We start from the raw sequence: 21,499 nt of genomic DNA, 5'->3' as shown, positions 1-21,499 counted from the left end.
CGGGCCACCTGCGCATCGTCGCCCAAGGCACCGTCGGACGCCTCGAGATCGACACCGACGGCGGCGGCGACGCCTTCACCGCCCTCGGCATCATCCGCGGCGGCCGCAACCTCGACATCCAACAGATGTTCCTCGATGGGGATGCGCTGATCACCGGCTGATGCCGGCGGTCAACCCGCCCCCGGCAGCCGATCCCGGATCCGCGCCGCCTCGGCGGCGCGGCGATCCGCACCCCAACCGGCGGCCTCGGCCATGAGGCCGGCCGCGCGGTCGATCAGGGCCGCCCCCGCCGGACCGGCGAGGCGGCCCGTTTCGGCCAGCGTGGTCCGCCGCAGCAGAACGTCTTCCAGGCTGTCGGCCATCTCCTCCCGGATGGCGGTGCGGATGCGGTGATCCAGTGCCGCCCCGTCCGACGGGTCGAAGATCGCCAACCCGGGATCGGGCAACCCCGCCTCCAGCGAAGGACGGCCGCGAACCCGATGCCCCAGCTCCGCCGCTGCGCAGTCCACGGCACGTTCGGCGACAAGTCGGGCCGTGGTGTACTTGACGCCCGTCACGCTGATCAACCCGGCAAGCCCATCGGCCCGACCGTGGTCGACGAGCGTGCCGCGGGTGTGCCGGCGCGGCCCGCCCCTGGCATCATCGATATCGGCGGGGATATTGCCCACATAGGTCCACAGCACGTTTCCACGCCCGAGCCGAAGGGCCGAACCGGCGGCCGCGAGTTCGTGCAGGAAGGCGTCGACATCGCCCTGCGGGGACCCGTCATCGGTCGGATCGGCCTCGTGCGTGCCGATGATCGTGCGACCCTGCCAGGGCGTCAGGAAATACATCCGCCCGCCCCGGCCCAAGCGGGAATCGGAAGGGGTGCGGCTGACGATGCCGATGGCCTGCGGATCGGCGGGACGGTCGGTGACGATGTTGAGGGCCCGCGCGAAGCTGGGGAAGCGCGTCCGCAGCGGCGCCTTCGCGGTCGCCACGATGTCGGGCGTGGCGACCCCGGCGCAGCACAGGGTCATGCGCGCGCGGATGCGCCCGGTCTCGCCCGTCAGCCGATCGGTCACCTGCGCACCCGTGACCGTGGCATCCCGGCGACACAGCTCATCGACCCGCATGTGGTTCGCCGCCCGCAGGCCAGCGTCGATGCCGGCGCGCAGGCATGCGAGATGGAGGCGGTTCGCATCGAGGATCTGGCCATCCTGCCAGACGCCGCCTGCCGTCATCCCGGCAGGCGCCAGTTCGCCCATCCTGTCGCGCGCCGCTGCGGCCGTGATGACGGCGCCCGACCCGTATTCCGGGCCGCGTAGCCCGGCGGAGGCGATCCGGTAGAGCGCCGCGGCGGCACGGAAGGCTTCGGGGCCCTTGCCGGCATGCCCGAAGAGCGGGATCACGAAGTCCAGCGGTCGGATCAGGGCCGGGGCCGCCCGCTGCCAGAAGGCCCGCTCGCGGGCGGAGGCGCGGAGCCGGGCGATGTCGAGCTGTTGAAGGTAGCGGATGCCGCCATGCATGATCTTGAGCGAGTTGTGCGAGGTGCCCCCGCCAAAATCGTCGCGTTCCACGAGAACCGTCGAGAATCCGCGCAGGGCGGCGTCGCGCGCCGCCATCAGACCGTAGATGCCGCCCCCGATCACAAGGATATCGACCGGATCGGCGGTCAGCTCGGCGAGGGTGGCGCGCTTCATGACGGCGAACGCTCCGCGCGGGCGCGGCGCAGGGCAATCTGGCGGGCCGCAACCCGGGCCATGTTCTGTCGTCGGCCGATCGCCTTGACCGACAGGGATGGCAGGCTGAGGCGCTGCACCAGATCGGCGGCCGGACGCGCCGCATCGAGACGCCCCGACAAAAGGAGGCCGTAGCGGCCGGCCTCCTCCTCGGCGCCGGGGATCGGCAACGGATCGGTTCCGGGCAGGACGGCCCTGCCACGGAACGGCCCGGGTCGCGGCCAGCCGACAGGCCGGCCCGCATTGTCGCCCGGGCGCACAGCCGGGCCATGCCGGTCCAAAAGATCCTCGACCAGGCGGCCACGACGACCGATCCACTTGCCGAGGCCCCAGGGCAGGATGGCGGGGCACCCCGCCGCCGCGATCCGGCGCAGGGTTTCGTCGGCCGATTGCCCGTCGTCGAAGGACGCGTCGGTGCCGATGGCCAGCACCTCGATCCGCTCGGCCGTCACGACCTGTCGCCCCGCCACGAGCAGGAGCGTCCCCAGCGTGCCATGCGAAAGGCGCAGCGCCGCCGGGTCCTGCGGAAGCCGTTCGACCGCCCAACCCTCGGGCCGGACCCGCCCCCGGGACAACGCGCGGAACGCATCGTCGCGTGCCGTCTCGGTCAACAGCAAGGCACGGTCCTGCGCGGCGGGGGCGATCCGGCGCAGGTTTCGTGCGGCCGCCGCGAAGAGGCGTGCGGCGTCCATCCGCGGATAGAGATGCACATGACCGTCGATCGCCGTCGCCTCGTCCATCTTTCGCGTCCTGCCTGCCGATGCGCCCCGGGATCAACCCGGCGGGCATTCTGGCCACCATATCCCCGGGGTCAATCGACGTCGCGCGGGAAACTGGTGCAATCGGCGCGGGATCCGGTATCAGATGCCGCGAAGGAGGACGGGCTTCGATGGACGCCGCCATACATGACACGGGCAGCCGCCTGCGCCTGCGCATCTCGGCCCAGCGGCGGGATTTCGTGCTGTTGGCGCTGTGGTTCGGCGTCACCTTCGTGCAGTTCCCCGGCGACGAGCTGCTGCTCTATCCGCTATCGCTCTGGTATGCGATCGCGGTCTGGCGCGGGCAGCGTGCGATCCTGCCACTGGTGGCGCGGGCCTGGTTCGTCCTTCTGTTCCCATTGTGGTGCTTTCTGTCGATCGCCTGGGCGGTCGAGCCGCTGGCCGCCCTCAAGCACGCGGTCTACCTGTTCCTGACGATGATGATCTGCTTCCAGGTCGCCGTCAGCCTGACCCCCCGGCAGATCATGCATGCGATCCTGCTCGCGACCGGAGTGATCGGCGTCATCAACCTGCTCTACGCGGTGGGTACGGGCGACATGGGGCGCGGGATCTTCGCGCAGAAGAACACCATGGGAAAGAACATGGTGGTCCTGTGGATCGTCGCCTTCGCCACGTTCCTCGATCCCGGCGCGGGCAGGCTGACGCGCCTGGCGGCGCTCGGGCTCGCCGTCATCGCCGCGGTCATGGCCTTCGCCAGCAATTCGGCCACGGCCGTCCTTCTCGTGCTGGCTTCCTCGGGCATCCTGCTGGTCGGCGCGATCGTGCTGCGGGGCGGGCTGTTCCGCACCAGCCGCCTGTCGCTGGCCTTCCTTTTCCTGGGGATCGTGCTGATCGCGGGCAGCTTCATCCTGCCGACGCTAACGGTGGACCCGGTCGAGGTCGTGCTGGACGAGTTCGGCAAGGACACGACCCTGACGGGCCGGACCCTGCTGTGGCAATACGCCGACGAGCAGGTGGCCGAGAACCCGATTCTGGGCGTCGGCGCCGGCGGGTTTTGGCGCTATCACACCTCGCCGCTGGTGCAGCGGATCTATTTCGAATTCTTCAAGTCGCCGGGCGACGTCTTCAACTTCCACAACGCGTATTACGAGATCGCCGTCCACCAGGGCCTGATCGGGATGGGCCTGGCGCTGATCGGCATGGCCTGGGCGGTCTGGATGCTGGGCCTGGCGGCTTTCCGCATCGGGACGATGCCGCTGATCTACTTCTTCACCCACATGACGGTGGCGATGGTGCGGACCTATACGGAGGCGGATTTCCTGCGCCCGTTCGTCCTCTTCCACATGGTCGTATGGATCGGCGCGCTGGTCTCCTGCCAGGCGCTGTTCGCGCAGGCGCGAACCGGCCGACGCGCCTGACGTCGCGTCCCGCGGCGGCTTCCCGCCACAAATCCGCGAACGATAACCCCGAAACAAGCATATTTTCGCCGTTTTCGAATCCTAGCCACGAAATGGGGCAGAGGAGGATTGAGATGGGCCAGACACGCGGGTAGCAGCAATTTCGCAAAGTCACCCTAGCAAAATTCACTAGCACTACCACGCAATGAAACCAACCGATCGCGCCTGGCGCGACCGGCGGACGTGATATCGACCGAGACATGATGGCGGGCCAACCGTCACGGGACAGTCAGACAGACCACGTACGCAAGATCCAAACCGGGCCAGGTCCAGGCGGCCGCCCTTTCTGCCAACACCGGGAGCCATCTCGGAGCGCCCGCATTCAGTTGCGGACGAACGATCGCCCTTGTCCGCAGCAGCCCCATCCGGGGGCCTGCCATGGAGCCAAGGGCCGAACAGAACGAAGGACGCACCTATATGAACGGCCACCACATGCATTCCGGGGCATCGCTTTTGAAAGCTTCCGATGCGACCCACGTCGCGGTCCGCAACGGCGACTGGTCCGACGGCTCCTCCTGGAAGGGCGGCCGGATCCCGAACGATGACGCCCTGGTATATATTCCCTCGGGAATTTCAATTACCTACGACGTGAAAAAGTCCGCAGATCTTGGCACGGTCCGCGTCGACGGCACGCTGGACTGGACCCGCGCGCATGACACCGAGATGGTCGTTGAGACGATTGTTACCATGCCGGGCTCGCGGCTAGAGATCGGGACGCAGGACGACCCGATCCCGGCGCGCATCACGGCCGACGTCATCTTCCGCGACGGCGAGATCGATACCGGCAAGGACCCCGAGCGTCTGTCCCATGGGCTGGTCGCGCATGGCGAGGTGTCGATCGAGGGGGCCGAGAAGGAGAGTTTCCTGACGCTCGACAGGGAAGCCGAGCGCGGCGACAAGACCATCAAGGTCGACGGCGACCTGGGCAACTGGAATGTCGGCGACACGCTGCTGATCGTCGGCACGAAATATGTCGGCGAGGATGACAAGGGCCGGCTGCGCAACCAGGACGAGGAGCGCAAGATCGTCGCCATCGACGGCGACAAGATCACGCTCGACCGCGCGCTCGACCATGACCACACGACGCCGTCGGGCATGTCCGTCGACACCTATGTCGGGAACATGTCGCGCAACGTCACCTTCAGCTCCGAGGACCCGGAGGGGCAGCGCGGCCACGTCATGCTGCACAACTCGACCTCCGGCGGGGCCGACGACCCGGCCAATTCGGTCCGCTACGCGGCCTTCGACGACCTGGGCCGGACGGACAAGACCGAGGATATCACCAAGGCCAACCCCGAGGGGCGCTATCCGCTGCACCTTCACATGACCGGGACCGAGGTGGACGCGGCCAGCTCGCTTCTGCAGGGCAATGCCGTCTCCGGTTCGCCGGGCTGGGGCATCGTCCAGCATTCCAGCCGCGCCATCGTGTCCGACAACATCGTCTCCGACGTGGTCGGCGGCGGCATCGTGTCCGAGGTCGGCGACGAGACCGGCGCCTGGATCGGCAACCTCGTCACCGGGACCAGCGGCTATGACGCGCCGAACAAGAACGGCGACGGCGACCAGGGTGCCGCCTACGAGAACCAGTCGCGCGTGATCGTCCAGCAGGACAACATCGCCGCCAATTCCAAGCTGGGCTGGAACTTCTCCGGGCAGGAGGATTTCGCGGTCGACGAGGCGCATGGCGGCGCCCCCCGCGATGGCGCACACCGCAAGATGTTCGAGCGCGAGCAGGTCAAGTTCGACCCCTCGCCCTTCGATGTCGCCCTCGACCACGAGGAGCCGCCGATCGTCGATTTCACCGGCAACGAGGTGATCGGCGCGCAGGAGGCGTTTCGCGTCTATCACCGCCAGTTTTCGGACGACACCGACACCATGAGCGTGATCCGCGACTTCACCGTCTGGGGCGGCGACAACGGCATCAACCTCAAGAACTACTCCTCGAACTACGAGTTCATCGACTCGACCTTCCAGGGCAGCGGCGAGGGCTTCCGGGTCGAGCGCAAGACCTCGGCGGTGGTGTTCAACAATGTGGAGTTCCGCGACTTCGGCACCGGCTACCACAGCTATGGCATCAACCATGAATCGGTGCTGGTCGACGTAGATTTCATCAATGTCGACAATCACTTCAAGATCGAAGACCTGATGAAGAACATCTCGAACGCCGGCACGAAGAAGGCGCTCGTCGACTACTTCCGGTCGGAATACGGGATCGACTACAACAACCCGATGCCGAAGATCCTCGACAGCTCCAAGCTGACCGAGGTCAGCAAGGTCCGCTTCGTCGCGTCGAACGACGCCGACCTGAAGATCGGGTCCGGGGATTCGACCCTGAACATCAAGGGCAAGATCATCGACTCGCTGGGCGAGCGGACCTTCAACGAATACGTCGTGGCCAAGACCCCCTCTGGCGCGACCGGCTCGAAGGAATTCGACGGCGTCAAGCTGCGCCTGGGCGGCCAGGCGGCGGGCCTTCAGATCGAATTCACCTTCGACGAGTTCCTGGCCGAGCACGGCGCCTTCGAGAAGCCCGACGGCACCTGGGTCTCGCCCGTGGTGAACTGGATCACCGACCGCCTGACCGGCGAGCAGCATCCCGTCATCATCGACATCGAGCTGGACGACGTGGATCGCAGCAAGCTGAAGGCCAACGAGCTGGACGCCTATCCGAACCCGAAGATCGACAACACCGATTTCGATTACGGCTTCAACATCTTCGGACCCGATGGCGGCAACGAAGGTGACGGCGGCCATGGCGGTGGGCATGGCGATCATGACGATCATGATGACAACGATCATGACGACGATCATTACGATGACGATCATGAAGACGACAACGGGTCGGACGGCGACCACGATGGTCACGGCGGCCACGACAACGGCGGCCATGACAACGGCGACGACGACGACGATGACGATGACGAGAAGGACGACGACGACGAGAAAGAGGACGACGACGATCATGACGGCCATGGCGGTCATGACGGCGGAGGTCATGGCGGCGGGGATCACGCGGAGGACAATTCCGCGGACGAGGACGGCAACCTCGCCCTGATCGGCTTTACCAAGGAAGTCGACGTCGACGGCTCCGGCATCGTGTCGTTCCGTGTCGAGGGGCTCGACGACGACGCCCGCGGTCGCGTGGTGGTCTGGGACCAGGAGAACAAGGTCCGCCAGAAGGTCGACTCGGACGGCAAGATCACCATGGATCTGAGCGATTTCGAAGAAGGCTTCGCCCGCGTCCGCCTGTTCGTGAAGGACGATGACGGCAACAAGGCCAAGGTCTGGAGCCCGAAGATCACCTTCGTGGACCTGGACGCCGAACCCGACACCGGCCCGAACCTCATCGACGGCGCGGGCAAGCTCAAGGGGACCGGCGGCGACGACCTCATCATCGGCGCGGGCGGTCAGGACATCATGTTCGGCGGCAAGGGCGACGACGAACTGCGCGCCAAGGGCGGAACCAACAAGCTCTACGGCGAGGAAGGGGCGGACACGTTCGTCTTCAACAAGGCCTCTCTCGACGGCAAGCTGGACGACATCAAGGATTTCGACCTCGGCGAGGGAGATGTCCTGTCGTTCCGCGGCTTCCTGCCCGAGGATCCGGCCGATCTGAGCGACTGGGTCCGTATCGAGAAGGCGGGCACGCTCGGCATCCTCCAGGTCGACGAGACCGGCAAGGGCAAGTCGTTCGAGGACATCGCGGTCATCCGCAACGGCCGCGGCCTGACCATCGAGCAGCTGAACGACGCGGACGCGATCGAGATCATGTAGACCGGTCAGTCCACCGGACGGAGATCCACGAACGCCGCGGCAGGAATGTCGCGGCGTTCTTTCGTTTCGGGGGCCGCATCGGTGCCCCCGCCCCCGCCACGAAGGGCCATCGCCAGCCGCGCGATCCCGACCGTGTCGCCCAGGTCGCGCCGGGTGACGGCCACGCGCAGGCGCCAGCGCAAACCGTGGCGCAACGCCGTGGCGATGGCCGCACCGGCGGGGGTCCGGCGCGCGATTCCCCTCAGCGCGTGCCGGGTCGCCGGCTCCATGGCCTCGGCGATACCGTGCTTGCCGGCCATCGCGCGCAGGCAGATCCGGCGTTCGGTCGCGCCCAGCGCCGCCTGCGGCAGAAGCCCGGCCGCCGCATTGAAATCGGCGATGGCGGCGGGCCAGTCCGTCTTGCGTGCATGAACGCAGGCCCGTTGCAGCAACGCCACCCGGCGGAGCGCCTCCGGTCCATCGGCCTGGAACATCGCCTCATAGAACGAGAGCGGAATGCGGTCGCGGAAGCCCGCGAAGATGGCCCGGTCCGTGGCCTTCCAGACCGCTTCGGACTGGTCGGCCGCGTGCCGGGCCGCTGCGGGCCCGCGGTCGCCGTCATGCTTGCGCTGCAGGAATACGGCCTCCTCGGTCATCACGATCGGCGCGGCGAGGCCCAGCCGCACCAGCATCTCGTAATCGATCGACCGGGGCAAATCCTCGCGGAAGGGCCCGACCCGGTCGTAGAGTTCGCGGCGCACCATCATCGCGTTCTGGAACAGGAAGATGTCCTCCAGGACATGCCGGATCGGCGTGCCCGTCCCCATGTCGGGCCAATAACCCGGCCCCTGCTCCGGCTGCCCCTCGCGGAATCGCCGATAGGACGCGCCGGCCACGCCCGCCCCGGGGTTGGCGTCCAGAATTCCGGCCAGTGTGGCCGCCGCGCCGGGCAGCGCGATGTCGTCATCGTCGCAGATCCAGATATAATCGCCTCGTGCTTCGGCCATTGCTGCGTTGAGCGCCGCGGACTTGCCCGCATTGGCCGCCGAGAAGACGCGGATCCCCTTGCCGAGGTCCCGCACTACGTCTAGCGTTTCGTCAGTTGAGCCGTCATTCCAAAGGATTATCTCGTCTACCCGGCGTGTCTGACGTCTGAGGCCATCGATGGTCTGACGCAGGAAACGCGCGCGGTTGTAGGTCGGGACGATCGCCGAAATTAAGGGCATTCTAGATGCGATCCGATTGCGGGCTTTTCATGTCCGACACGTTCCACGTCTCGAACCTCGTTTCAATCGCGGCGCGCCGTCTCGTGGCCATGATCCTCCTCTTCGCCGCGATGCTGGTCGGTCCGGGGCCGGCCCTTGCGCAGGACGGCTACGCCCTGAACGCGGGAGACCGGATCGCGGTGCGCGTGTTGGCCTGGAACTCGCTGGAACTGGAATTCGAACTCTATGAAGGGTTGGGCGGAACCTACCGCATCGACGGGGACGGAACCGTCGCCCTGCCGCTGCTGGGGGCGGTGACGGCCGGCGGGCTGGATGTCGCGACGCTCGCGCGGGAGGTGGGCCAACGCTACCAGCGCCGCCTCGGCCTGGCGGAAACGCCCAGCGCCACGGTCGAGATCGTCGAGTACCGGCCCGTCTATGTCCTCGGCGATGTGGCGCGACCGGGCCGCTACGAGTACGAGCTTGGCCTGAACGCGACCCGGGCCCTGGCGCTGGCCGGCGGCATCTACCGCCCGGACGAGGCGACCGGCACCGGCGAGGCGATCCGCGCCGTCGGCCGCATCGAGGAGCTGGCCGAGCGTCTGGCGCGCGAGCGGATGCGCGCGGCCCGCCTGCGCGCCGAGATGGCCGAGGGCGACGCCTTCGACCGCCCCGACCTGCCGCCCCACCCGTCCGGAGAGACGGCGTCGCAGGCGCTCTATTCCCATGAGGCCAGCCTGTTCGACAGCCGCCGCAGCCAGATGGCAAGCGCGCTGGCCTCCATCGGCGAGACCGAGGCGCTGCTGCAGACGGAGATCACCGCGCTGGAGGAGAAGCGCGCCGGCATCGGTCGGCAACTGGAGCTTGTGCGCGAATCTGTCGGCAATCTGGAGGCGCTGCGCGAGCGCGGCCTGGCCCGATCGCCGACCCTGATCACCCTGCAGCAGACGCTGATCGACCTGGAGGCGCGGGAGCTGGACACCGAGACCGGCATCTTCCGCGCCCGCCAGCAGCTTTCGGAGCTGGACCGCGACGAGGGCGATCTTCGGGCCAACCGCCGCGTCCAGGTCCTGCGCGACCTGCAGGAGGCCGAGGGCGAGGTTGCCCGCCTCGAGACGCAGCTCGCCACCACGCGCAACCTGCTGTCAGCCACCGCCGCCCTGCTGGCCGAGCCGGAGGGAGAGGAAAGCGTGAGGCTCGACTTCACCATCCTTCGCGGCGACGGCGGCGAACGGATCGCGGCGACCCCCGCGACGCCCCTGCGTCCGCTGGATGTGCTCGAAGTCGAGGCGGTGACTGTCGCAGACTGACAACAGCCGCGGGAAATCGCGCCGGTATCGTTCCTGACTTCGCCCCGAGGCCCCATTCAGGCCGCGAAATCCCTGCAAAATGCCGACTCCTGACGCAGGACCTATGATAGCAAGGGGCGTGCGCCCCGCCGACCCGAAACATCCACAGGACGCCGCCGATCCGGTGGCCCGCCCCCCGCCATGCCCCAGACGCCCCAATCCCGACCGGACATTTCCGTCTGCGTTCCGATCTTCAACGAGGAGGAGAGCGTGGCCCCCCTGTGCGACGCCATCGTCGCTGCGCTGGAGCCGGGCGGCCGCAGCTTCGAGATGGTGCTGGTCGACGACGGCAGCCGCGACGACACCATTCCGCGCCTGTCGCGCATCGCCGCGGAAGACCCGCGGCTGGTGATCGTCCGGTTCCGCCGCAACTTCGGACAGACATCGGCCATGCAGGCTGGCATCGACCATGCGCGTGGCCGCTACGTCGTGACGATGGACGGCGACCTGCAGAACGACCCCGCCGACATTCCGATGATGATCGACAAGCTGGACGAGGGTTACGACCTGGTCGTGGGATGGCGGGTCAAGCGACAGGACAAGTTCCTGACGCGCAAGCTGCCGTCGAAGATGGCCAACTGGCTGATCGGAAAGGTGACGGGTCTGCCGATCCGCGACAACGGCTGCTCGCTCAAGGTCTATCGGTCCGAAATCATCCGGCGCGTGCCGCTCTACTCGGACATGCACCGGTTCATCCCGGCGATGACGATCCCGATGGGCGCGCGCGTGGCCGAGGTGGGGGTGCGCCACCACGCCCGGCAGTTCGGCGAGTCCAAGTACGGCCTGTCGCGCATCTTCAAGGTTCTGCTCGACCTCATGGTCATCAAGACGCTGCTGATCTTCGCGCGACGCCCGCTGGCGCGTTTCTCGGGTCTGGCGGGGGCAATGGCCGTGGTGGCCTTGCTTTTGCTGGTCCTGATGCCCGATAGCGGGTCGATGGTGGTTGCGATGACGGCGGCGGGACTGCTCCTGTCGCTCTCGGCGTTTCTGCTGTTGCTGGGCCTCGTGACCGGGGCCATGTTCCAGGGCCTGCATCGCCGGCCCGCACCGGCGGGAGGATCGGGGTGAGTCGGATGGACCGGATGGATGATGCACCGCGCGGCCTGGACCTTTCGGTTCTGGTGGCAACGGATGCCGATGGCGGTGTCGACGACACGCTGACGCGCTGCCGTGCCGCACTTGACGGCCTCGGTCTGCGCTACGAGTTGCTGGTGATCGTCGATGGCCGGCAGGCCGAGCATCTGGCCAGCCTGCGCACCCTGGCCGAGAGCTGGGACGCCCTGACCGTTATCGGCCAGCGCCCCTGGAGCGGTGAGGACGCGGCGCTGGCGACGGCGGTGCGGCGATCCTCGGCCGAGCTCATCCTGATGCTGCCAGGCTGGCCCCAGGTCGAACCGGCCGACCTCGCGCGGCTGCCTGCGGCGCTGGACGATCACGACATGGTGTCCGCCGTCCGCCGCGGGCCCGAGGGCGGCGCCCTGCAGGGCTTTCGCCAGCGCCTGTTCGGACGCGTCCTGCGCGCCATGTTCGGCCGTGCGCCCGCCGACCCGTTCTGCCGTGTGCACCTGGTCCGCCGCGACACGCTGGAGGACGTGGCGAGCTTCGGCGTGCGCCAGCATTTCCTGCCGGTGATCGCCGCCCATCGCGGTCACGACACCGCCGAGGTCACCGTCGCCCCGGCACCGTCCGAAGACGCCGAGACGGCGGGTTACATCTTCAAGCCGCTGGGCCATGTCCGCGCGCTCTTCGATGCGCTGACGCTCTATGTCGTGCTGACCTTCCTGCGCCGGCCGCTGCGGTTCTTCGGGGCCATCGGCCTGCCGCTGTTCCTGGCGGGCGCGGTGATGACCGCCGTTCTGGTGGTGCAGCGCCTGCTCGGCGATACGGCACTGGCCGACCGGCCGCTTCTGATCTTCGCGGTGCTGATGATCGTCCTGGGCCTGCAGATCATCGCCATCGGGCTGGTGGGCGAGATCATCGTCTTCGCCGGCGCGCGCCGGATGAAGCAGTACGAGGTGGCCGAGATCATCACCACCGACCCCCGTCACACGGCCGACCGCGACGCGGAGCCCCCCGGACAGGTGGTGACCGATGCCCGCGACTGACACGAAGGACAGGGACCTGTTCCTCGTCACCGGTGCCGCGGGCTTCGTCGGCAGCCATCTGGTCCGACATCTGCATGCCGAAGGGATCGCCGTGCGCGCCATGGTCCGCCGCGAGGCCCAGGCCGAGGCATTGCGGCCCTATGTGCAGGAGGTCGTGATCGGCGACCTCGAAAGACCCGAGACGCTGCGCATGGCCGCCGAGGGGTGCGCGGGCGTCTACCACGTGGCCGCCATCTTCCGGCAGGAGGGGCTGCCCGACGAGACCTTCCGCGCCATCAACGCCGAGGGCGTGCGCCACATGCTCGACGCGGCAATCGCGGCCGGCGTGCCCCGCTTCGTCCACTGCTCCACCAACGGCGTCCACAGCGATATCGACCATCCCCCCGCCGACGAGAGCTATCCGTTCAACCCCGGCGACATCTATCAGGTCACCAAGGCCGAGGGCGAACGGATCGCCATGGCCTATTTCGAACAGGGCCGGATCGGCGGCGTCATCCTACGCCCGACCATGATCTACGGGCCCGGCGACGCGCGCACGCTCAAGCTGTTCCGGATGATCGCGAAGGGGCGCTTCTTCTATGTCGGGCGGGGCGAGGCGCTGACCCATTGGGTCGACGTGCGCGACCTGGCGCGGGCGTTCCAGCAGGCGATGGAGGCCACCGACATCAATGCAGAGGCGTTCCTGATCGGCGGCCGCCGCTACATGACGCTGGCCGAGAACGCCCGCGAGATCGCCGCGCAGCTGGGCGTGGCCGAACCCCGGCTTCGCCTGCCCGTCCGTCCGATGATGGCGCTGGCGCATGCGACCGAGATCGTGTGCAAGCCGATCGGGGTCGAGCCGCCGCTGTTCCGCCGGCGCGTTGCCTTCTTTATCAAGAACCGGGCCTATGACATATCCAAGGCCCGAGAGATGCTGAAATTCGAGCCGCGACAGGATTTCGCCGGCGAGGTCCGCGATATCATCGCCGCCTACCGCGCTGCCGGAGATCTGCCCCCGGCCAGTGCCGAGCAGAGAGCTGACTAGATGAACGAGATTTCCGCCGACAACCGCCGCAGCCTGGGCCCGACCGTGGCGCCCGTGGCCGAGGGAGGCGGGTCGCAGGACATGGTTCTCGATTTCGGTCGCATCCTCGCGATCATGCGGCGGGGCTGGTGGCTGATCGCCGGGCTGGGTTTCCTGGGGGCGGTGATCGCCGCGATCCTGGTTCTGCAGGTGACGCCGACCTATCAGGCCCGGGCCGAACTTCTGCTGGGGCAGAAGGGGCGTGTGGACGACGCGATGGGCGCGCTGTTCCAGGATCTGCGCCTGGACGATGCCGCCATCTCGGGCGAGATCGCGATCATCACGTCCGGCCGCGTGCTGTCGGAGGTGTCCGATCGCCTCGATCTCGACACCCATGCCGAATTCAACCCCGACCTGCGCCCGCCCGAGGACGGGCCCGGCCTGCTGGCGCGCATGTCGGACGGGGCCGTCGACCTCCTCAAGGGCGCTTTGGGCATGAGCACCGACGACGCCGGTGGCGCGGGCCCTGCCACGGCCGGCAGATCGCCCGTCGCGGACGCGGCACTGACGGGCAAGACCGCGCTGGGTGACCAGGCCAGCTATGTCGATCAGTTGCGGCAGGGGCTCAAGGTCCGGCAGGTAGGTCGCTCGAACCTGGTGTCGGTGCAGTATGCCACGACCGATCCCGTCCTGGCCGCCGCCGTCCCGAACGCGCTGATCGACGTCTACCTGGAGGATCAGGTCAACCGGCGTTTCGACGTCCTGAACCGCGCGACCGCCGGACTGGAGACGCGGCTCGACACGATGCGCGGGCGGGTCGAGGCTTCGGAGCGCGCGACCATCGATTATCGCAACGAGAACCTGTCCGAAGGGTTCGGCAGCCGGGTCCAGATGGATCAGCAGCTGGCGGATCTGTCGGTCCGGCTGAGCGCGGCCACGGCCGAGCAGTCCGAACTGGAATCGGAACTCCGCAGCCTGAACGCGCTGATCGAGGCCGAGGGCGCGATCTCGACCGCCGGCCTGTTCCAGTCGCCGACGATCACCACGCTGCGTGCCGAGTTGTCGGACCTGCGCCGCCGCGAGGACCGGCTGCGCGGCCAGTTCGGCGACGACATCCCGCAACTCGACGAAGCCCGCCGCGAAATCGCGCGGCTGGAATCGGCGCTGGCCGAAGAGGTGCTGCGCCTGCGCGACGACAAGGCCAAGCTGGTCGACCTCGCCCGCGCCCGCACCGACGCGCTGTCGCGGCAACTCTCCGAGATGGAACGCCGCGCCGTGGCGCTGGCACAGCGCGAGGTGCGCCTGGCCCAGCTCCAGCGCGAACAGAGCGCCGCGCAGCTCGTCTACGAGAACTTTCTCGACCGCTTCAACCAGACCCGCGATGTGGGCGACCTGCAGGAAAGCGACGCACAGGTCATCGACTATGCCAGCCCGCCGCCGGCCCCCATCGCGCCCAACAAGAAGCTGGCCGTGGCGCTGGGCGGGTTCGGCGGCGCGTTCCTGGGCCTGGCGCTGGCCTTCGCGCATGCCCTGACCGACACGCGGCTGCGCGGTCTCGACGGGTTGCAGCGGCTGATGCGCGGGGCCGACATGGTCCTGGTGCCGCGCGTGGCCTCGCTCTGGGGGCGGTCCGATCCGTTGGCGACGGCGCTGCACAAGCCCCAGTCGCCACTGTCGGAAAGTCTGCGAACCTTGCGCAGCACGCTGATGATGGCGGCTCCGCAGACGGGGGGCTTCGTCGTGTGCTTCGTCTCGACCAACCCGGGGGCGGGCAAGACGACGACCGCGATCAATATCGGACGCCTTTTCGCGAGGATGGGGAAATCCTGCGTGGTGGTCGATGCCGACCAGCGTCGTGGCAACATCGCCCGTTTGCTGGATCTGCCGACGCATCCCGACCTCGTCGACGTGATCGAGGGGAACGCCGACCTGACGAGCGCCCTGCACGAGGATCCCGAATCGGGCATGCGCGTCCTGACCACGCGCCTGGACGCGGACGACCCGGCCGGCGTCCTGCTGTCGCAGAAGATGTCGACGATCGTCGATTCGCTGAAGCGGCATTTCGACGTCGTGATCATCGACACGGCCCCGCTGCTGCCCGTGGCCGACGCCCTGCCCGTCGCGCGACTTGCCAACCAGGTGGTGATGATGGTTCCCTATGGAAGCAGCACGGATGACGTGCTGACCGGGCGCCGGATGCTCGATCGTGCCGGACGCCCGCCAAGTTGCGCGGTCATGTCCTTCGCTCCGGCGAGCCAGATACGAAGTTACTACTAGGGAAGTTCGAGGGGCGATGCGGCGCTCTTCTCATTGTTCGAAAGACAGGAGGAGCGACTGCATGAACATCGTCGGTAAGATCGCGGGGGGCGTCCTTTCGATTGCCCCCAAGGCCCTTCAGACCCGGATGAAGGAAGAGGCGGAGCTGATGTACTGGCGCCGCGAACTTCGAAAATCGGGCGGCAAGTTCTACAATGGCCATTTCGAATCCCGCTTCACCGACCTGTTCGGCCTCGAGCGGTCCTATTTCGATGGCAAGCGGATGATCGACCTTGGCTGCGGCCCCCTGGGCAGCCTGGAATGGGCGACGGGGGCAGCCGAACGGGTGGGGGCCGACCCGCTGGCGGATCGCTATATCGCGCTGAACGGGGGCGGGCAGACAATGCGCTACGTCCGTGCCGGCAGCGAATCCCTGCCCTTCCCCGATGCGCGCTTCGACGTCGTGTCGATGTTCAACGCACTCGACCATGTCGAGGATGTGGAGGCATCGATCGCCGAGATGCAGCGCATCCTGGCGCCGGGCGGGGATCTGCTGCTGATCGTGGAGATCGACCATCCCGCCACCGTGACCGAGCCGCATCGCCTGCACGAAAGCACGCTCGAAGCGTTCGACCGCTGTACGGTCGAGGAGAGCCGCGTCTTCGCGATCCGAGACGACCATGACGTCTATCGCAGCCTTCGCGATGCGCGGCCTCGGGCGAACGTGGGCGATCCGGCGATCCTCTGCGCACGGTTGGTGAAGCACCCCTAGCCTTCGGCGTCGCCCCCGTAGAGCGCCGCCTGACGCAGGCGCAAGCAGCCCGCGACCACGCCCAGATGCAGCGCCCCGCGCAGAAGCCAGGAATTGCGCCGGCCGGTCGAGACCGCCGTGGCCGCCGCGCCAAACCCGCAAATTGCGGCTTTCCCCGTGGCCGACAGTGCCAGCCGCGTGCGCCCTGCCGCCCCGACCTCCGACGCGGCATAGCTCTGCCCCGAACGAAAGCGCCGCCGCAGCAGCCAGCGCAGCGACAGGCGCGTCTCGGGCACGGTTTCGTGCACGGCGGCGTCCTCGCAGATCTCGAACCTGGCGCCGTCGCGATGCAGGTCGAAGAAATAGGCCGTGTCCTCGCCCCCCGACGCGCCGCGCGACAGGTCGAACCGCCGTCCCGTCCAGGGCGTGCCGGCCCAGCGCAGCAACGCGTTGCAGGTGTGTCCGGTCCGCACATCGCCGCCCCGACGTTCGGGGCGGTTGGAATGCAGGTCGCCACGACGCATCCACTCGGGCGCGTCGGGGCCGTAGCGGGCCACCGCCGGGCCGAACACGGCATCCGCGCTGGTCTCGGCCGCGCAGGCCAGCAGCCGGGACAGCCAGTCCGGCGGCGCGATTTCGTCATCGTCGATGAAGGCGACCCAGTCGGCCCCGTCCGCCGCGTCGAGACAGGCGTTCCGCGCGATCGAGATATTGCGCGCCGGGGCATGGAGGTACTCGACCGCAAGGCCGGGTGCGGCACCTTCCACCGTCGCACGGGCGGATGGCGTATCGTCGTTGTCGGCCACGACCACGCGAAGCTGCGCGCCGACGGGCAGGTCCTGCGCCGCCAGCGAGGCCAGCGTCTGCCGCACTTCGGGCCGGCGGAAGGTACACATCAGGACGGCGATCCGCATCCTCAGCCCCGCCGCGCGATCTGCCAAAGGAATCCCGCCCCCCAGGCGTTGTGCATGATCGCCAGCGCCGGCCCCGCCAGCAGACCGCACGGGCTGCGCAGACGCAGGGCAGCGACGCCGGAGACCATCGCCAGCGCAAGGAGATACGCGATGGGCCAGATCAGGGCCGGCGGCCAGGCGGGCGCCACGACCAGCGCAAGGACCATCCCCAATAGATTTGCCGCCGGGATCAGCTGCCGCAGGCGTGGCCGCATCCTGTGCTTGCGCACCGTCCGTGCCCGCCCGCGCCCGTAGTTCCAGTATTGGCGGGCGAGGCCGCGCGCGGTGGGGCGCACGCGGTACCCCGTCCGCAATCCGGCATCGAGCCAGACACGCCCGCCCGCCAGACCCAGGCGGTGATCGTATTCCGCATCCTCGTTGTGGCTGAACGACGGGTCGTAGCCGCCCACGCGCCGGAACCAGTCCAGCCGGAACCCGGCATGGTGACCGTGATCGACCCAGCCCGAGCGTGCGCCGCCGCGATGACCCGATCCGCCGGAGCCCAGCGGCGTGTCGACCACCCAGGCGCTGGCACGTTGGAAACAGCCGTCCCCCTCGGCGTCGAGGACACTGGCGACGGAGGCGGCGTCGGGGCGGGCGGCCAGGGCCTCGGCGACCCGCCGGACATAGCCGGGCGGATAGACCGCGTGCGCGTCGCACCGGACCAGGTAACGGTGGTCCGGCCCCGCCTCGGCCGCGACGGCGGCGTTGATCCCGGCCGATTGCAGGCGCGGTGGATTGTCCACCAGCGTGAGGCCCGGACGCGCGCGCGCCAGGTCCGCGACGATCGCCCGGGTCCGGTCGGTGCTGCCGCCGTCGGCCACGACGACCCGCACGTCCACCATGAACGGGTCGCCCCGGTCGAGCGAGGTCAGGCAGGCCTCGATATGCGATGCCTCGTTCAGGGTGGGGACCACGACGATCACCTCGGCGGGTTCGACCACGCCCGGCGGAACGGCACGCTCCCGTGCAATGGTCTCGACGACGGCCATGGTCTCGCGTCCTTCGGTTGCGGCGACAGGGTAGCCCCGGTCCGGGCCGGGGAAAAGCAGCATTGGGCGGGGATCTTCCGCCCCATCCGCCGTGATCGTGACGTATCGCGGCGCCCCCGACCCCAGGATGCCGACGGTTAGCCGCCCCGTGGCCCAGGCCCCGGTGTCGAGCGCGATGCGCCCCTCGACCGCCAGCGGTTCGGGGACGATGGTATGGCCGTGAACGACCCAATGGCCGTCCTGCCGGGATGTGCGGTCGAACGCGGCATGCCCCCAGAGCAGGGTCGCATCCTCCTGCGCCTCGAGCGGATAGGCCGGATCCAGGCCCGCATGCACGAAGATCGCGTTGCCGCTGCGCCAGTGAAGGGGTCGGTCGTCCAGCCAGTCCGCCGTCCCGTCCGGCATGGCGGCGCGCAGGGCATCGGCCGCGGCCATGAGCGCGGCCCCGTCCCCCGGGTCGCCCAGCCCCACACCGAAGCTCGCCAGCGTCTGCAATCCGCCATTCGCCAGCCAGACCGGGCCGTTCCGCGGCGGATCGGCGAGGAAATCCAGCATCATTCGCTCGTGATTGCCGGCAAGGCAAACGACGTCGCCCCGAAACCATTCGGGCAACGCGCGCAGAAGCGACAGGACCTCGGCCGCGCCGTCCCCACGATCGACATAGTCACCCAGCATGACCAGCGTCGCGGGCACCGCGTGGCGGGCATCGTCCTGGCCGATGTGGCGCAGCGCCAGTTGCAGCAGGTCGTGGCGGCCATGCACGTCGCCCACGGCATAGATCCGGCCGGCCGGGCGGAACGGCGCGTCGAAGGCGCCGGTGCGGGCGCCCATCCGGGAAATGAATCGGCGCAGGATCATGCGCTTCTCCGCCATGCGTTCGCGATCGGACCGCCCCGCCTATCGCATGCCCGCCAAGCTTGCACAAACCCGCCCCCACGCCCCGTGGAACCCCGGCGCCACCCCGGCGCGTTGTCCCCGAAGCCGTGGGCCGCGTATCCTGCACCGCGATCCGAACCGCGAAGGAGCCGCCATGCCCGACACCACCGATCGCAGCACCCAGACCGCGACCGAGGACCGGGAGGGCGGCGGGCGATCGCTGGTGGCGACGCCGGCGCCCGACGACGTTGCGACGCTCGAGGGGCTGTCGATGCTGGGCCAGGCCCGACATCTGGCGCGCGACTACGGCGGCCAGGGTCGGTTGTGGAAACGGCCCTACGCGATGGCGCGGCCGCTCGCGGCGACCGCCGTGGCCCCCGTCTGGATCACCACCTATCCATCCTCGGTCATCACCCGCGAGGGCGACACGGTGCTGGCCACGCTGGGCGACGCGGACCTGTGGCGCGCGTTCAGCCAGGTGGGCATCCGCGCGATCCACACCGGACCGACGAAGCGGTCGGGCGGCTATCGCGACGGTGTCTGGACGCCCACGATCGACGGCAATTTCGACCGCGTGGGCTTCGACACCGATCCCGCGCTCGGCTCGCAGGAGGAGTTGATCGCGCTGAGCCGTATGGCCGCCGCGCACAACGCCGTTGTGATCGACGACATCATCCCCTCGCATACCGGCAAGGGCCCCGATTTCCGGCTGGCCACCATGCGCCACGAGGACTGGGCCGGCCTTTACCACATGGTCGAGATCGCGCCGGCCGATTGGGATCTGCTGCCGGAGATCCCCGAGGGGCGGGAGGTCGTGAACCTGCCGGCCGAGACCGTCGATCTGCTGGCCGAGAAGGAATATATCGTCGGACAGCTGCAGCGGGTCATCTTCTTCGAGCCGGGCGTGAAGGAGACGGACTGGTCCGCCACCGGCCCCGTCACCGGCGTCGACGGGATCGAGCGGCGCTGGGTCTACCTGCATTACTTCAAGGAGGGGCAGCCCAGTCTCAACTGGCTCGACCCGTCCTACGCGGCCCAGCAGATGATCACCGGCGATGCGTTGCACTCGCTGGACGTGCTGGGCGCGCGCGGCCTGCGGCTCGATGCCAACGGTTTCCTGGGCATCGAACGGCGCGAGGGCGAACTGGCCTGGTCCGAAGGACACCCGCTTTCGGTCACCGGCAACCAGCTTCTGGGCGGGATCATCCGCAAGGCGGGCGGTTTTTCGTTCCAGGAACTGAACCTGACGGTCGACGACATCGCCGCCATGTCGGGCGGGGGCGCGGATCTCAGCTACGATTTCATCACCCGGCCGGCCTATCACCACGCGCTGGTGACCGCCGATACCGAGTTCCTGCGCATGATGCTGCGGATGGTGCACGACTACGGCATCGACCCGGCCTCCCTGATCCATGCGCTGCAGAACCATGACGAGTTGACGCTGGAGCTGGTGCATTTCTGGACCCTGCATGCCGACGACATGTTCACCTTCGCCGGTCAGTCCTGGCAGGGCCGCACCCTGCGCACCCATATCCGCGAGACGATGTACGAGGCGATCAGCGGTCCGCGCGCGCCCTACAACCTGCGTTTCGTGACGAATGGCGTGGCCTGCACGACGGCGAGCCTGATCGCGGCGGCACTGGGGCATGAGAGTCTGGACGATCTGACCGACAGCGACATCGCCGAGATCCGCAAGGCGCATCTGCTCCTGGCGATGTACAACGCCTTCCAGCCCGGCGTGTTCGCCCTGTCGGGCTGGGACATGGTGGGCGCCCTGCCCCTGCCCGAGGATCAGGTCGCCGGGATGATGGCCGATGGCGACACGCGCTGGATCGAGCGCGGCGCCTATGACCTGGCCGAGGTGGCGCCCGACGCCGACCGCTCGGCCGAGGGGTTGCCGAAGGCCCGTGCCCTTTACGGCCCGCTGACGCGGCAGCTGGACGATCCCGAGAGCTTCGCGTCGCGGTTGCGGCGGCTGCTGGAGGTCCGCGAATCCTATGGCCTGGCCGCCAGCCGGCAGGTCGCCATTCCGGATGTGACGTCGCCCAGTCTGCTGATGATGGTGCACGAGTTGCCGGACAGGCGCGGAACGCAGGTCACGGTGCTGAACTTCGGTCGCGACCGCGTGGTCGAGACGGTGGATCTGTCGGACATGCGCGCCGGCCCGATCTTCGACATGATCGAGGAAACCATCGTCGGCGACATGCAGGAGGACGGGCTTCTGCAGGTCGATATCGGCCCGCTGGAGGGGCAATCCCTGCGGATCGCGCACGCGCTGCCGATCTGACGCATCGCCCGCAGGCGCGGAACAAGCCCCATCAGCCCGCGTTCAACCCCTGGAACGCCGCCACGAGAGGTT

Annotated in this window: 14 protein-coding genes; 9 read left to right on the top strand and 5 right to left on the bottom strand. The window is 68.4% G+C overall.

All coding sequences use genetic code 11. The annotated features are described in order from the left end of the window. Window positions 1-170: 170 nt before the first annotated feature. Window positions 171-1,682, bottom strand: coding sequence for an FAD-dependent oxidoreductase (locus tag MWU52_RS13030; protein ID WP_246952693.1), 1,512 nt, complete (start codon window positions 1,680-1,682; stop codon window positions 171-173). Further along, on the bottom strand, window positions 1,679-2,461 hold the full coding sequence (locus MWU52_RS13025; RefSeq protein WP_246952691.1) for a hypothetical protein: 783 nt from the start codon (window positions 2,459-2,461) through the stop codon (window positions 1,679-1,681). The genes MWU52_RS13030 and MWU52_RS13025 overlap by 4 nt, the downstream gene beginning before the upstream one ends. Window positions 2,462-2,610: 149 nt before the next feature. Here MWU52_RS13025 and MWU52_RS13020 point away from each other — a divergent pair, with 149 nt between their 5' ends. Together MWU52_RS13020 and MWU52_RS13015 are read left to right on the top strand one after the other, a co-directional pair. Further along, window positions 2,611-3,858: an O-antigen ligase family protein gene (locus tag MWU52_RS13020; protein ID WP_246952690.1), complete on the top strand. Its 1,248-nt coding sequence runs from the start codon at window positions 2,611-2,613 to the stop codon at window positions 3,856-3,858. Between the two features lie 456 nt (window positions 3,859-4,314). Then, on the top strand, window positions 4,315-7,671 hold the full coding sequence (locus MWU52_RS13015) for a G8 domain-containing protein (RefSeq protein WP_246952687.1): 3,357 nt from the start codon (window positions 4,315-4,317) through the stop codon (window positions 7,669-7,671). Between the two features lie 5 nt (window positions 7,672-7,676). On the opposite strand, the gene MWU52_RS13010 is transcribed toward MWU52_RS13015, so the two are convergent. After that, window positions 7,677-8,876, bottom strand: coding sequence for a glycosyltransferase family A protein (locus tag MWU52_RS13010; RefSeq protein ID WP_246952685.1), 1,200 nt, complete (start codon window positions 8,874-8,876; stop codon window positions 7,677-7,679). A gap of 5 nt (window positions 8,877-8,881) precedes the next feature. Here MWU52_RS13010 and MWU52_RS13005 point away from each other — a divergent pair, with 5 nt between their 5' ends. The 6 genes from MWU52_RS13005 (at window position 8,882) to MWU52_RS12980 (ending at window position 16,340) form a co-directional block, all read left to right on the top strand. Beyond that, window positions 8,882-10,165 (top strand): polysaccharide biosynthesis/export family protein, encoded by a 1,284-nt coding sequence (locus tag MWU52_RS13005; RefSeq protein ID WP_246952683.1) that lies wholly within the window; start codon window positions 8,882-8,884, stop codon window positions 10,163-10,165. A gap of 180 nt (window positions 10,166-10,345) precedes the next feature. Continuing rightward, window positions 10,346-11,272 (top strand): glycosyltransferase family 2 protein, encoded by a 927-nt coding sequence (locus tag MWU52_RS13000; RefSeq protein ID WP_246952681.1) that lies wholly within the window; start codon window positions 10,346-10,348, stop codon window positions 11,270-11,272. 14 nt (window positions 11,273-11,286) lie between these two features. Then, window positions 11,287-12,309: a glycosyl transferase family 2 gene (locus MWU52_RS12995; protein WP_246952679.1), complete on the top strand. Its 1,023-nt coding sequence runs from the start codon at window positions 11,287-11,289 to the stop codon at window positions 12,307-12,309. Continuing rightward, on the top strand, window positions 12,296-13,333 hold the full coding sequence (locus MWU52_RS12990) for an NAD-dependent epimerase/dehydratase family protein (protein WP_246952677.1): 1,038 nt from the start codon (window positions 12,296-12,298) through the stop codon (window positions 13,331-13,333). Before MWU52_RS12995 ends, MWU52_RS12990 begins: the two co-directional genes overlap by 14 nt. Next, on the top strand, window positions 13,334-15,589 hold the full coding sequence (locus tag MWU52_RS12985) for a polysaccharide biosynthesis tyrosine autokinase (RefSeq protein WP_246952675.1): 2,256 nt from the start codon (window positions 13,334-13,336) through the stop codon (window positions 15,587-15,589). Window positions 15,590-15,650: 61 nt separating this feature from the next. Continuing rightward, entirely contained in the window at window positions 15,651-16,340 is a 690-nt protein-coding gene (locus MWU52_RS12980) for a class I SAM-dependent methyltransferase (RefSeq protein ID WP_246952673.1), read from the top strand. On the opposite strand, the gene MWU52_RS12975 is transcribed toward MWU52_RS12980, so the two are convergent. Beyond that, window positions 16,337-17,233, bottom strand: a complete 897-nt coding sequence (locus tag MWU52_RS12975; protein WP_246952671.1) for a glycosyltransferase family 2 protein — start codon at window positions 17,231-17,233, stop codon at window positions 16,337-16,339. The genes MWU52_RS12980 and MWU52_RS12975 overlap by 4 nt on opposite strands. Window positions 17,234-17,235: 2 nt before the next feature. Continuing rightward, window positions 17,236-19,122 carry a glycosyltransferase gene (locus tag MWU52_RS12970; protein ID WP_246952669.1) on the bottom strand — a complete coding sequence of 629 codons (1,887 nt, stop codon included), beginning with the start codon at window positions 19,120-19,122 and terminating at the stop codon, window positions 17,236-17,238. A 172-nt stretch (window positions 19,123-19,294) separates the two neighbouring features. On the opposite strand from MWU52_RS12970, the gene treS reads away from it, so the two are divergent. After that, window positions 19,295-21,427 (top strand): maltose alpha-D-glucosyltransferase, encoded by a 2,133-nt coding sequence (gene treS, locus MWU52_RS12965; protein ID WP_246952667.1) that lies wholly within the window; start codon window positions 19,295-19,297, stop codon window positions 21,425-21,427. The last annotated feature ends 72 nt before the right edge of the window (window positions 21,428-21,499 follow it).

Source organism: Jannaschia sp. S6380 (genome assembly GCF_023015695.1).
Taxonomy (GTDB): Bacteria; Pseudomonadota; Alphaproteobacteria; order Rhodobacterales; family Rhodobacteraceae; genus Jannaschia.
Note: the sequence above shows the minus strand (reverse complement) of the source record. Positions and strands in the feature narration are given on the sequence as shown.